This is a genomic window from Leucobacter sp. wl10 (assembly GCF_003569785.1).
Classification (GTDB): Bacteria; Actinomycetota; Actinomycetes; order Actinomycetales; family Microbacteriaceae; genus Leucobacter.
Genome location: NZ_KZ984003.1, coordinates 1 through 11,653, shown reverse-complemented (window position 1 = coordinate 11,653; position 11,653 = coordinate 1). Strand labels below are relative to the sequence as shown.

General features: G+C 66.4%; 11 protein-coding genes and 2 pseudogenes. 2 read left to right on the top strand and 11 right to left on the bottom strand.

The features are described from left to right. Positions 1-17 precede the first annotated feature (17 nt). The 5 genes and pseudogenes from D1J51_RS13670 to D1J51_RS13655 form a co-directional block, all read right to left on the bottom strand. A pseudogene (locus D1J51_RS13670) lies at positions 18-482 on the bottom strand (bifunctional DNA primase/polymerase); the annotation flags it as partial. Then, a pseudogene (locus D1J51_RS18455) lies at positions 479-1,180 on the bottom strand (ImmA/IrrE family metallo-endopeptidase); the annotation flags it as partial. The pseudogenes D1J51_RS13670 and D1J51_RS18455, both read right to left, overlap by 4 nt. 1 nt (position 1,181) lies before the next feature. After that, positions 1,182-1,678 (bottom strand): ArdC-like ssDNA-binding domain-containing protein (locus tag D1J51_RS18450; RefSeq protein WP_240423278.1); only part of this gene is annotated, 497 nt, incomplete at its 3' end. Positions 1,679-1,919: 241 nt separating this feature from the next. Next, positions 1,920-2,747, bottom strand: coding sequence for a helix-turn-helix transcriptional regulator (locus D1J51_RS13660; protein WP_119076141.1), 828 nt, complete (start codon positions 2,745-2,747; stop codon positions 1,920-1,922). A gap of 481 nt (positions 2,748-3,228) precedes the next feature. Beyond that, entirely contained in the window at positions 3,229-5,181 is a 1,953-nt protein-coding gene (locus D1J51_RS13655; protein WP_119076075.1) for a heavy metal translocating P-type ATPase, read from the bottom strand. A 48-nt stretch (positions 5,182-5,229) separates the two neighbouring features. Between D1J51_RS13655 and D1J51_RS18670 the strand changes: the two genes are divergently transcribed. Then, positions 5,230-5,454, top strand: a complete 225-nt coding sequence (locus tag D1J51_RS18670; protein WP_162903849.1) for a hypothetical protein — start codon at positions 5,230-5,232, stop codon at positions 5,452-5,454. A 217-nt stretch (positions 5,455-5,671) separates the two neighbouring features. On the opposite strand, the gene D1J51_RS13645 is transcribed toward D1J51_RS18670, so the two are convergent. From D1J51_RS13645 to D1J51_RS13630, 4 genes are all read right to left on the bottom strand, one after another. Further along, the gene (locus D1J51_RS13645) at positions 5,672-6,577 is read right to left on the bottom strand and encodes an NADP-dependent oxidoreductase (RefSeq protein WP_054683000.1); all 906 of its coding nucleotides are present in this window, start codon (positions 6,575-6,577) and stop codon (positions 5,672-5,674) included. An 82-nt stretch (positions 6,578-6,659) separates the two neighbouring features. Continuing rightward, positions 6,660-7,085 carry a cupin domain-containing protein gene (locus tag D1J51_RS13640; protein WP_119076073.1) on the bottom strand — a complete coding sequence of 142 codons (426 nt, stop codon included), beginning with the start codon at positions 7,083-7,085 and terminating at the stop codon, positions 6,660-6,662. A 105-nt stretch (positions 7,086-7,190) separates the two neighbouring features. Then, positions 7,191-9,194, bottom strand: coding sequence for a heavy metal translocating P-type ATPase (locus D1J51_RS13635; protein ID WP_054682996.1), 2,004 nt, complete (start codon positions 9,192-9,194; stop codon positions 7,191-7,193). 94 nt (positions 9,195-9,288) lie between these two features. Then, entirely contained in the window at positions 9,289-9,534 is a 246-nt protein-coding gene (locus D1J51_RS13630; protein ID WP_054682994.1) for a heavy-metal-associated domain-containing protein, read from the bottom strand. Between the two features lie 176 nt (positions 9,535-9,710). Here D1J51_RS13630 and D1J51_RS13625 point away from each other — a divergent pair, with 176 nt between their 5' ends. Continuing rightward, entirely contained in the window at positions 9,711-10,394 is a 684-nt protein-coding gene (locus D1J51_RS13625; protein WP_054682993.1) for a Crp/Fnr family transcriptional regulator, read from the top strand. A gap of 84 nt (positions 10,395-10,478) precedes the next feature. On the opposite strand, the gene D1J51_RS13620 is transcribed toward D1J51_RS13625, so the two are convergent. After that, entirely contained in the window at positions 10,479-11,270 is a 792-nt protein-coding gene (locus D1J51_RS13620) for a ZIP family metal transporter (RefSeq protein WP_119076071.1), read from the bottom strand. Positions 11,271-11,283: 13 nt separating this feature from the next. Then, the gene (gene fdxA / locus D1J51_RS13615) at positions 11,284-11,616 is read right to left on the bottom strand and encodes a ferredoxin (RefSeq protein ID WP_119076069.1); all 333 of its coding nucleotides are present in this window, start codon (positions 11,614-11,616) and stop codon (positions 11,284-11,286) included. Positions 11,617-11,653 lie beyond the last annotated feature (37 nt).

Here is an 11,653-nt window from a genome sequence, read left to right as displayed (position 1 = left end):
TACCTGGGCCCTCCGGGGAGGATGTAGCCGCCATCACCACGGAAATCGATACCGGCGCGCGCGGCCTGCCACGACCGCTGTTCCCGATCTGGTGTGGCCGGGTAGTAGGCGTGCATCCCACCCGATGGCGTCGCCACGAGGAACTGCCACCCCGACACCAGCCCCGTCCGGTGGGCGCGCTCGAACGCCCGGTAGCCGTCGACGGGCCCGTGGACGTCGACATCGACCACCATCACGCCGGATGCCGCGCCGGTGGGCACGGCGAGGTTCGCGGTCGGGTGCTTCTGCCACCACGCCACGATCTGTTCGAGGTCGGTGGTGGCGTCGTGGAAGCCATGCTCAGTCAGCGGACGCTTCCCACCAGGCAGGCACGGGAACACTGGCACCCCGGCGACGGCCAGGTCCCGCGCCACGACCGAGACCGCCCACGAGCTGGTTGCGCGTATCAGCAGGCTGGCGACAGCATCCACCGAGGCCATCACAAAGCCCGCGACTGTGCCTTCGAGGATGCGGTGACCATTCCGGTCTCGGGCTCGGGCAGCGGCGTGACCCGGCGCGACACAGGGGTCTCGTGGGTCGGCTGCTTGCGCGAAGTCTCCTCGCGCTGTGGTGCCTCGCGGTCCAGGCCGGGCGGGGCGCCGTCGGTCACTTGTGCGGTGTCGAGCCGGTCCAGGATTCCCAGTGCCGTCTTGCGGACTCGCTCACCGGTGGCCTTGACGATCTCGCCGGGCTCTTTGCATCCACCCGCGCTGCCCACGTGGAGACGTACGGGATCGTGTAGCCGGAAGTGTCCATGCCGTGGGCGGCGCCGATCATCAGCGCGACCGATTCCGCCTCGACCTCCCCGATGCCGCGATGCTGACGCGCCTCGTCGTTGTCGGGACCGTGCAGCAGGACGTGGCCGAGTTCGTGGGCGAGCGTTTTCACCTGCGCGGCAGGGTCCATGTTCTCCCGGACCGCCACCGTCTTCGCGGTGTAATCGGTGACGCCGTTGGCGCCATGGATCATGCCCTCGTGCGGCACCCGGACCCCCTCAAACCCCTGAGCGCGCACGTGGTCGGCCAGCCCGTCCCAGAGACCGGTGGGGGCCTCGCCTTCCAGCAGTGTCGGCGCCGGAGGCTCCGGGAGCGGCTCGCCAGCAGTCTGGGAGGCGTCCCACACGTAGGCGGGGCGGACGGTGNAGCAGTGTCGGCGCCGGAGGCTCCGGGAGCGGCTCGCCAGCAGTCTGGGAGGCGTCCCACACGTAGGCGGGGCGGACGGTGATCATCTTCGACCGGACCACCTCGCCCGGCCGGGGCCTCTCACCCTTGCCCAGGCGCCGCCACGACTCCGCATCAGCTGGGTTCGATGAGGCGAACCGGCCGGTGACCGGCGCGAGAATCTGGTACCCGGCCTGCCCCTTCTCGACCTGCCGGCCCAGGGTCTGCCACTCCCGGTACCCGGCCACATACGACGGCATCGGCTCCGGTACCCGGCCTGCTTCGTAGGCGCCCTGGTGCTGGACCCAGATCAGCAGTGTGTTCGAGAACGATCTGGCCCTGAACCGAGCCGCGAACGCGAGCGCCCGCGCCCAGTCGTCCCCGGAGACGAGCTGTTCGACCGCGCCGGTCAGCTTCTTGTGCAGCTCGTCGAGTTTCGCCTCCCGCGCCGCCTGGGTGTTCTCCCGTGTCGCGGCCATTCTCGCTGTCCCCTTCCCGATACCCTGAGCACCGGGCCAGTACTGGCTCGGTGACCCTCAGGTACGCCGGGACCACCAGGGGCGAGGAGACGGACAACGAAACGGGCGATGTGACCGTCAGGCGCGGCGGTGAACCCAACGAGTCCCTCCCGGACTACCAGCCCACAACCCAGATACGAGCCGGGATCGACCGATGATGCGGATCGGCGTATCGCAAATGCGAAGATGTGTATCGAAACGGTCAGACGTCGCCCTCATCCCGGCTGAGTTGCCGGTACCGCGTCGGGGTGACGCCGACGGCCTGGCGGAACAGTCGAGCGGCGTGACCCCGGCTGCGCCAGCCGACCTCACCCATCGCCACCTCGATGGGCAGGTTCGTCTCGCGCAGCAAGCGGGCCAGGAGTTCGGCACGCAGTGTCGTCAGGTACGTCATCGGGGTGGCGCCGTAGGCCTCGACGAAGACCCGACCGAGCTGCGACGGCGACAAGTGCACGGCACCGGCTAGTTCTCGCAGCGTCCATCTCAGAGTCGGCTGCTCGCGCAGGAGGTGGGCCGCAGCGCGGGCCTCGGAACGCAGGGGTGCGAACCGGCGATGGTGTGGCAGGCCGGGCCGGGTCGATTTCCGTTGTCTCGGCGTCCGTCGCATGGTAGTCGTTCTCACGTACGGCGTCACGATATCCAGCACGGCGAACAGCAGTGCTTGCAGCCGGTAGAACCGCTCTGGCGAGGGGCCGTCAATGCTCAGCGCCACAAGCTCATCGAGCCACGGCATCAGCATCCCGGCCTGGTCCTCGCCGAGCTGGAGTATCTGGGCTGGCTCGGAGTACAGCTTCTCGGCGAAGTCCTGCGCGTCCCATCGATCCGCTAACTGCGCGGCGTACTGCCAGAACACCTGATCGACCACGTAGTCATGGTCGAGGTAGAGAGTGGTTACCGTGATCGAGCACTCAGGTTCACTGCCGCACAGCGTGTTGGCACCGAGCATGACGACGTCGCCGATGGTCACCGGTTTCTCGCCGAACTCGCTCAATAAGATTGCTGAGCCGGCGCGTACGAAGATCAGTTTCACGCAGTCGTACGCCACCGGCGCGATGGGGTGGTGTATCGACCTCGTACGTGCGACGACCGGCGCGAACCGGTCGAGATCAGGTGTATCGGGGTCCCCATCTCGACTCACCAGTGGTCCGATTGATCCTCGCGGCCAGCGCTCCGAGTCATCCTTACGTCACACGGGTATGCGTCGTCCGGAAGCGTCGGCTACGGCGCTGAGCCTGGCGTCAGCAACAGGCCTTGACAGCGCGGGTGGACGCTTCAACGACCCAGTGAGTCCGTCTGGGACTGCTTGACGTCTGGAGGCCTGCTTCACGTTCTGTCGAGGTGCGGAGGTCAGCGTTTGGAATGCAAGCAGCAGAGGTTTGAGACAGGTGCATGCGGGGCGCATCCAACCACGGCCGTTCAAAACTTGACCAAGCGGTGTTTTGGTCTCGGTGGCCATCCTGTCTGCTCCTGTTTCGTGGCTTGGCGAATCTGATGTCGGTCCGGTCGGGTATTCACCCGGACGTATCGCGGTCGAGGAACCTGGAGGTGCTGTGGGCTGGAGTCAGATCTAGCCGACGCAGCAACTGGGCGTTGAGCGCGACCACCACGGTCGAGGCGGACATGAGGATCGCGCCAACGCTCATCGGCAGTACGAATCCGATCGGTGCGAGCACTCCGGCGGCCAGCGGTACGGAGATGAGGTTGTAGCCGGCGGCCCACCAGAGGTTCTGCTTCATCTTCCGGTACGAGGCCCGAGAGAGGTCGATGACCGACAGCACCGAGCGCGGGTCCGAGCTGGCCAGGATGACACCGGCGGAGCCGATGGCCACGTCGGTGCCTGCGCCGATGGCGATGCCGACATCGGCTTGGGCCAGTGCCGGGGCATCGTTGACTCCATCGCCGACCATGGCCACCTTGCGGCCCTCGCCCTGAAGTTCGGCGACCATGGCGGCCTTGTCCTCCGGCCGGACCCCGGCGAAGACTCGGTCGATGCCCAGCTCGGCGGCGACGGTGTCGGCCACGGCCTGGGCGTCGCCGGTGATCATCACGACCTGCGCACCGGCAGCGTGGAGCGCATCGATGGCGTCGCGGGACTCGGACCGGACCTCATCGGCCAACCGCAGCGCGCCGATCACCTGGCTGTCGGCAAGGATGTGCAGGATGATCGCGCCCTCGGTGCGCCACTCATCGGCGACGGCGAGTTCGTCGAGGCCACGCTGGTCCAGGAGGTGGGGGCCGCCGACCTCGACTACGGTGCCGTCCACCCTGGCCCTCACACCCACAGCGGGCGAGGAGGAGAAGTCGGTCGCCTCGGCCACGGCCAGCTCACGGGCGCGCGCCGCCCCGACCACGGCCCTTGCCAGCGGGTGCTCGCTGTCGCTCTCGGCTGCTGCGGCCAGAGCCAGCACCTCGTCTTCGGTGTGCCCTTCGATCGGTTCGATCCCGGTGACGTTGGGCTCGCCCTTGGTCAGGGTTCCGGTCTTGTCGAACAGGACGGTGTCCACCGTTCGCATCGACTCCAGCGCGAGGCGGTCCTTGACCAGCACTCCGCCGCGGGCGGCGCGTTCGGTGGCGATCGAGACCACCAGCGGGATCGCCAACCCCAGTGCGTGCGGGCAGGCGATCACCAGCACGGTGATCGTCCGTACCACCGCCGTATCCGGCATCCCTAGGAAGCTCCAGATGACGGCGGTGATCGCGGCCGCACCGATTGCGAACCAGAACAACCAGGCCGCCGCCGTGTCGGCGATGCGCTGAGCGCGCGAGGATGATGCCTGCGCGTCGGTCACCAGCTTCTGGATACCGGCCAGGGCGGTGTCCTCGCCGATCGCGGTGACCTCGATGCGCAAGCCTGAATCGGTGGCCACCGTGCCGGCGACCACCTGCTCGCCGGTCTCGCGTCGGACGGACTTGGATTCGCCGGTGACCATGGATTCGTCCATGCTCGCCGAGCCGTCGGTGATTCTGCCGTCGGCGGGCACGGAGGCGCCGGGGCGCACGATGACGATGTCACCGACCGCGAGGTCGGCCGGAGCGACTGTGACCACGTCGTCGCCGTCGATCTTCTCGGCCTCGTCGGGCAGCAGGGCAGCCAAGGAATCGAGTGCGGAGGTGGTCTGCGCCAGGGAACGCATCTCGATCCAGTGGCCCAGCAGCATGATGACCACCAGCAAGGCCAGTTCCCACCAGAAGTTCAACTCGTGATCCAGAATTCGCAGACTCGCGCCCCAGGAGGCGATGAACGCCACGGTGATCGCCAGGCCGATGAGAAGCATCATGCCGGGTTGGCGGGCGCGGAGCTCGGAAACCGCGCCGGTCAAGAACGGCCGGCCGCCCCAGACATACATCACGGTGCCCAGAATTGGGGAGACCCACCACACCCATCCGGCATCGGGGAGCTGGTAGCCCAGGAGGTCGGCGAACATGTCGTTGAAGCCCACCACTGGCACCGCCAGAACCAGCATGATCCAGAACAGCCGCCTGAACTGCCCGACGTGGTCGCCGTGGCCTGCATGACCGCCGTGGTCCTCGTGCCCGGCGTGGTGCTGGCCGGCCTGACCGTGATCGCCATGGTGGCCGGCGTGCTCGTCACGGTGTGCTGGGTCATGATCTGGACTGCCGTAATGGAAAGGCGCGTGATGATGGTCGTGACCGCCGCCATCGGAGTGCTTGTCGCCGTGATCCGTGGCGCCCGAGTGCGTGTCGGGATGGTCTCCGTGCTGCTCAGGTGTGGGTGATTCTGGCGTTCGGTGATGATCGGGTCGCGTCATCATGCTCCTTTCTTTACCCGGTATGGGTATGCGGCGGGCGGGCTTAAGGACACCCGGCTCGTCAGCCAATGGAAGCGGCCCAGTGCCGGTGGTCGTTCCCATGGTGGTTATCTGTTGTCATGTGTTCGTCTTCGGATTTGCCGGTTAATCACCCACGCCCCCGGTGGTGTCGGTGGAGCCAGCCTTAGGGCACCACGATGATCTTTCCAGCGGCGTGTCCGGTCTCCACTGCGGCAATCGCCTGATCTGCTTGATCAAGGGCGAACTGAGCGTCCACGTGGGGATCGACCAGTCCGTATTGGATGACCTCGGTGATCTTGGCCATGGCCTCATCCGTGCGTGCCAGGGCCAGGCCGCCCAGCTCGGCGGCGGTGTCTGGGTCCGCTGCGGAGATGATCCGGGTTCGGTCGGGCACCAGGTCCGCAACAGCACGCAGCGCATCGCCACCGACGAGATCAACAATCAGGTCGGGGCCGTCGGCACTCACCTGCCGCACCCGATCGGCCACCCCTGGACCGGATTCGATGAAGGTGGCACCAGTTGACTCGACGAGTTCCCGCTTGGTTGCGCTGGCCACGCCGATGACCGTGAACTCGTGCACGCGACCAATCTGGGTCGCCATCAGTCCCACTCCGCCGCCGGCGCCGAGCAGTAGCAGGGTCTGGCCAGGTTTGAGTTCAATCTGGTGGGTGGCGTCGTAGGCCGTGGCTGCGGCCACCGGGATGGTGGCCGCGTCGGCGAAGGAGATCTCCTCGGGCTTGGCCACAGTCGTGGAGGCGCGCAGCAGTGTGTGCTCGGCCATTCCACCCTGCCCGGGCGCCACCAGGCCGAGCACCTCGTCGCCCACGGCGAAGTCCTCGACCCCGTCGCCGACCTCAGTGACTACGCCGGCGGCTTCACGGCCCATCGGCGCCGGCAGGCTCCAGTGACGGCCCAGCTGGCCTTCCCGGATCTTCCAGTCCGCCGGATTTACACCGGCGGCTCGGACTTCGATGGCCAGTTCCCCGGGCCCGGGCGTTGGAACAGGCCCCTCGATCAGTTGCTGGGTCTCGGGTCCGCCGTAGCCGGTGAAGACATAAACCTTGGACATGAATCGAATCTCCTTCTGATCTGGACTGGGTGGCGCGTCGTCGACGTCCCGGGTGGGTCTTTCGTGGCGGTGGCGGTGGCGGTCAGGACCGGGGCGGTTCGTCCTCACCGGCGGCTTCGGCGGCGTCAGCCTCTTCCCGGGTGGCGAATACGGCGCCGGTAGCGTGCTCGGGTGGGCTGTAGTTGGTGTACAGCACCAGCGGCTCGTCGCCGGTGTTGCGGAAGTTGTGCTGGGCACCGGCGGGTACCGCGCACTGGTCACCGGCATCGATGGGGTGGGTGTGGCCATTGAGGTCGGCTTCGCCGGTTCCGGAGACGAAGGTCAGGATCTGATCGGTGTGTTCGTGGACCTCGTCTCCGATCTCGCCACCGGGCGGAATGGTCATCACCACGATCTGGGTGTGTTCTCCGGTCCACAGCACCTTCCGGAAGTCAGGATTATCCCTGGCCACGTCCTCGATGGTGAAATGCTCGACGTTGTCGCCAAGGGTGAAGTTCTTTTCGCTCATGGTCGGTCTCCTCTGTTTCGTGTGTTGATTTTGGTGTTCGCGTCGTTGTTTTGAGTCTTGGAGGTGCCCGGTGTCCGGGGTGGGTCCATTGCCCCGGGATGGGCGTCAGGCGGCCACCTGCTCCGCAGCTGTCCCGATGGTGCGTTCACTCTTTGGCATCGTCGTGGAGTCTCGGGTGTTTCGCAGCAGCCGCATCGCGTTGGCGATCACCACGAGCACGGAGGCTTCGTGGACGAGCATGCCGATCGACATGGTCACTCCGCCGGCGAAGACTCCGGCCAGTAGCAGCACCACGGTGATCAGGGCGATCGCGATGTTCTGCTTCATCACGTTCACGGTTCGCTTGGCCAGGCCGATGGCCTCGGGCAGCTTGAGCAGGTTGTCGCCCATCAGGGCGATGTCCGCGGTCTCCACGGCCACGGCCGAGCCTGCCGCACCCATCGCCACGCCGATGTTCGCGGTGGCGAGAGCCGGAGCGTCATTGACGCCGTCACCGACCATCGCGATCGTGTGGCCCTGGCGCTGTAGCTCGGTGACAGCGTCCAGCTTGTCCTCAGGGAGCAGGGAGGCGTGGATCTCGTCGATCCCGGTGGCTTTGCCGACGGCCTCGGCCACCAGTCGGGTGTCACCGGTGAGCATGACGACCTTCTCGACGCCGGCCCGGTGCAGTCGCGCGACCATCTCCGGTGCGTCCTGGCGGATCTGGTCCGCGACGGCGACGACGCCGATCACCCTCCCGTCAACAGCGACGATCATAGGTGTTTTCCCGGCGGCGGCCAGGTCCTGGGCGGCCTGCGCAGCCTCGGCGATGCCCGAGGCAATGCCGTACTGCTCCAGTAGCGGCGGGTTGCCGATCAGCACCTGGCGGCCATTGACGTTCGCCACGATGCCCTTGCCGGGGACCGGGGTGACGGCGCCGGGGATGCCCTGCGGGGCAACGCCCTCCTCGCGGGCGGTCTCCAGGATGGGGCGGGCCAATGGGTGTTCGGAGCCGGCCTCAGCTGCCGCGGCCCAGCGCAACACCTCCGTACGGTCGAGCGTGGAATCCAGGATGATGACGTCGGTCAGCTGCGGTTTGCCCTCGGTGAGGGTGCCGGTCTTGTCCACGGCGACCGCCGTGATCTTCGCGGAGGTCTCCAGGAACTCGCCGCCCTTGATGAGGATGCCGTTGCGCGCGGCGCGGCCGATGCCCGCCACGATGGCGACCGGGATGGAGATCACCAGGGCGCCCGGGCAGCCGATGACCAACAGGGTCAGGGCCAGCACCACGTCTCCGCTGATAAGTCCGGCCACCAGGGCCAGGACCATGACGGCGGGGGTGTACCACGTGGAGAACCGGTCGATGAAGGCCTGGGTCTTGGCCTTGGCGTCCTGAGCCTCTTCCACACGGTGGATGATGCGGGCCAAGGTGGTATCTGCGCCGATGCCAGTGGCCAGGACCTGTAGGAAGCCGCCGCGGGAGACGGTGCCGGCGAAGACCTGCCCGCCTTTAGTTTTCTCCACCGGGATGGACTCGCCGGTGATGGAGGCCTCGTCGATGGCACCGGTGCCGGAGACGACCTGGCCGTCCACGGGGACCTTCGCACCGTTCTTGACCAGGACGATCTCGCCCATTCTCACTTGCCCGGCAGGGATCTCCTGTTGCTCGCCATCGCGCACAACGATCGCGGAATCCGGGGCGACGGCGACGAGTTCGGCCAGTGCCGAGCGGGTCTTGTTCAGGGTCGCAGCTTCCAGCGCGTGGCCGATCGCGAACAGGAACGTGACCGCCGCGGCCTCCCAGAAGTTGCCGATGATGACCGCGCCGATAGCCGCAACCGACACGAGCAGGTCGATGCCGACGACCTTGGCGATCAGCGCGCGCACCGCCTTCACCACGATCCCGTAGCCGGCAACCACGGCCGCGGCGATCATGAAGACATCCCCGAGGGTGAAAGCCGCGCTGGCGTGAGTGGCGTGGGCCCCGGCGTCGAGCCACCACTGGGGGCTGACGGTGAGGTTGGCGACACCCCCGGCCAGCCACTGGATGGCGAAGGAGATGATGATGAGCACGCCGGACACGACGGGGACTGACCAGTTCCCATAGACCCATTTTTGGAGCCTGTTCACTTTCGGGTACGACCTTTCTGGGTCTCGTGCCAGCAGACCGGCAGAGTGGAATGTCGGAAGGATGTCCGCAGGCGGCCCGCGGGGGCCGTTGGCCTCAGAAGGCAGACGGTGCGGCCCTGTAGCCGGCTTTGGCGATAGCGGCGACGAGGTCATCCACGGAGATGCGCTCGGCGTCATGGTCGACCTCGATGCGGGCGGAGGCGAAGTGGACCTTCACGTTCTCGACACCCTTGAGTCGCCCGACCTGCTTCTCGATCTTCGCCACGCACGACGGGCAGGAGAATCCCTCCGCTCTCAGGACGGTGTGAGTGGTGGTGGGGGTGGAGGTGGAGGTGGCCATTGTGGACCCCTTTCGTGATGTGTTCCTTATTGGTACCTTCACGATAGGTTTGCGGCGCCCGGAACTCCTTGACATAGATCATGTTCGGTGCGCGCCTGCTACCGAGGCGTCGCTGCCGCTGCCGCTGCCGCTGTCCGGTCCCGCGGCGCCGATGCCGACTCCGGTAGACTTGCCACATGCCTGTGGATGATTTGTGCGTCAGCCGCGTGCCGATCTTCCAAGGACTCACCCGCGAGGAGCAGTTGCGGGTCGCGGAGTTCGTCCGCCCGGTGCATGTTGCCAAGGGAGAGACGGTCTATTCGCCAGGACAGTCGGTGTCGCGTCTGTTGGTGATGCACAGCGGACAGCTCAAGGTCAGCCATGCGGCGGCCAATGGCCAGGAACAAATCCTGCGCACGGTGACCGACGGTGATGTCGTGGGCGAACGGGCCTTCCTGACCGGCCACCTGCCCAATGACCTCGTCGTCGCGCTGGAAGACAGCCGGATGTGCGTCTTCGACCACACCGACCTCTCGGCCCTGCTGCGCGACTACCCTGATGTCGGTCTGCGGATGCTGCGGACTCTGTCCGACAGGCTCGCCTCCGTCGAGCGATTGCTGGCCGCCATCACCTCCAGCGATGTCAGTGCCCGCATCGCGGCCTACTTGCTGGATCTGCCCGGCAGCATCCGAGACGGCGTGCCCACAGTGTGGCTGCCGTTGGCGAAGTACGAAATCGCCTCCTATCTGGGCACCACGCCAGAAACTCTGAGCCGACGCCTTGCCGCGCTCTCCGCCTCCGGTGTCATCGAACTCCACGGGCGTCGTGATGTCACGATTCTCGACATTGATGGGCTCGAACGCGTAGCCACACCTCGATAGACCGGTATCGCCATGGCTTGGCTAAAGGTGGCGTGCGACCGGGCCCGTATGCGGCTTGCCCCGTCCTCGGGTGCGTAAGCATGGTCACATCAGCATCATGAGGATGAGAAATAGCAGGAAGCCGCCGGCTGCCATCGCGATGGTGCCGGTGCTCTCTTTGATTTCGTAGGCTTCGACCAACAGCTCTGCGACGGCGGTGAAAAGCAGGGCGGCGGCACCAAAGCCGAGGCCTGCGATCAGCACGGGGGCTGAGACACCGGCGAAGACGACAGCGCCGAGCACCGCGCCGATAGGCATCATGACCGCAACGAAGGCGCCGACACCGATCGCGGTGCCGAGGGAGCCGCCGCCCGCGCGCGCGGATCCCGCTGTGGAGGCGGCGACGAACAGAAGCTCGATCGACAGCGCGATCGCGATCAAGAGGGCTGCCGCCCCGCCGGCGGACAAGGCGATGCCGATGATGGCGCCGTCGATCAAGACAACGACCGCGAGGGCGACGACGAGGCGGAGATTCACACCCGTGACCGCCTTGGTCTGACTATCACCGTGCCCGTGCCCGTGCCCGTGCCCGTGCCCGTGCTCGTCGCCGTGGGAATGGCCGTGGCCGAACCGGGTGAGGAGCGCGCGCAGCGCCAGCATGAACGCAGTGCCTAGCACGAAGCCGATGATCAGCGGCCAGCCGCCACCCAGGTGGAGCGCCTCCGGGAGCAGATCCAGTGTTGCCGCGGCGATGATCAAGCCTGCGGCGAAGTGTTGTACATAACTGGTGAGTGTGGAGGTCTGGCCACGCGTCGCGAGAGCCGCGATCACCGCCCCCAGGACACCTGCCACCAGGCCGATCGTGCCCAGTCCGAGCGCCTGTCCGAACAGTTCCATGTCGATTCGCCAGTTAGAGGCTGGCGTCTTTATTTTGCGGGGGCAATGCCGCAACCAATGGATGATCCCTGCCGGTGTTGCCGAGTTTGACGGCGCCACCCGGTGAACCCAGTTCGTCAAAGAACTCGACATTCACTCTGTAGTACTCCGCCCATTGATCGGGGGTGTCATCCTCGTAATAGATGGCTTCAACCGGACAGACGGGCTCGCAGGCCCCGCAGTCCACACACTCGTCCGGGTGAATGTAGAGCGACCGCTCGCCTTCATAGATGCAGTCCACCGGGCACTCTTCAACGCAGGCCTTGTCCTTGACGTCTATACAGGGCTGGGCGATTACATAAGTCATGGGTGAACGCCACCTTCACGGTCAGCTGGGTTCAGCG

Bases quoted from the DNA above. Each gene is read 5' to 3' on its own strand.
- D1J51_RS13625 (WP_054682993.1), top strand. From the start codon at position 9,711: ATGCCTGTGGATGATTTGTGCGTCAGCCGCGTGCCGATCTTCCAAGGA.
- D1J51_RS18670 (WP_162903849.1), top strand. From the start codon at position 5,230: ATGACCGCCGTGGTCCTCGTGCCCGGCGTGGTGCTGGCCGGCCTGACC.
- D1J51_RS13640 (WP_119076073.1), bottom strand. From the start codon at position 7,085: ATGAGCGAAAAGAACTTCACCCTTGGCGACAACGTCGAGCATTTCACC.
- D1J51_RS13655 (WP_119076075.1), bottom strand. From the start codon at position 5,181: ATGCTGGTTCTGGCGGTGCCAGTGGTGGGCTTCAACGACATGTTCGCC.
- D1J51_RS13630 (WP_054682994.1), bottom strand. From the start codon at position 9,534: ATGGCCACCTCCACCTCCACCCCCACCACCACTCACACCGTCCTGAGA.
- fdxA (WP_119076069.1), bottom strand. From the start codon at position 11,616: ATGACTTATGTAATCGCCCAGCCCTGTATAGACGTCAAGGACAAGGCC.
- D1J51_RS13645 (WP_054683000.1), bottom strand. From the start codon at position 6,577: ATGTCCAAGGTTTATGTCTTCACCGGCTACGGCGGACCCGAGACCCAG.
- D1J51_RS13620 (WP_119076071.1), bottom strand. From the start codon at position 11,270: ATGGAACTGTTCGGACAGGCGCTCGGACTGGGCACGATCGGCCTGGTG.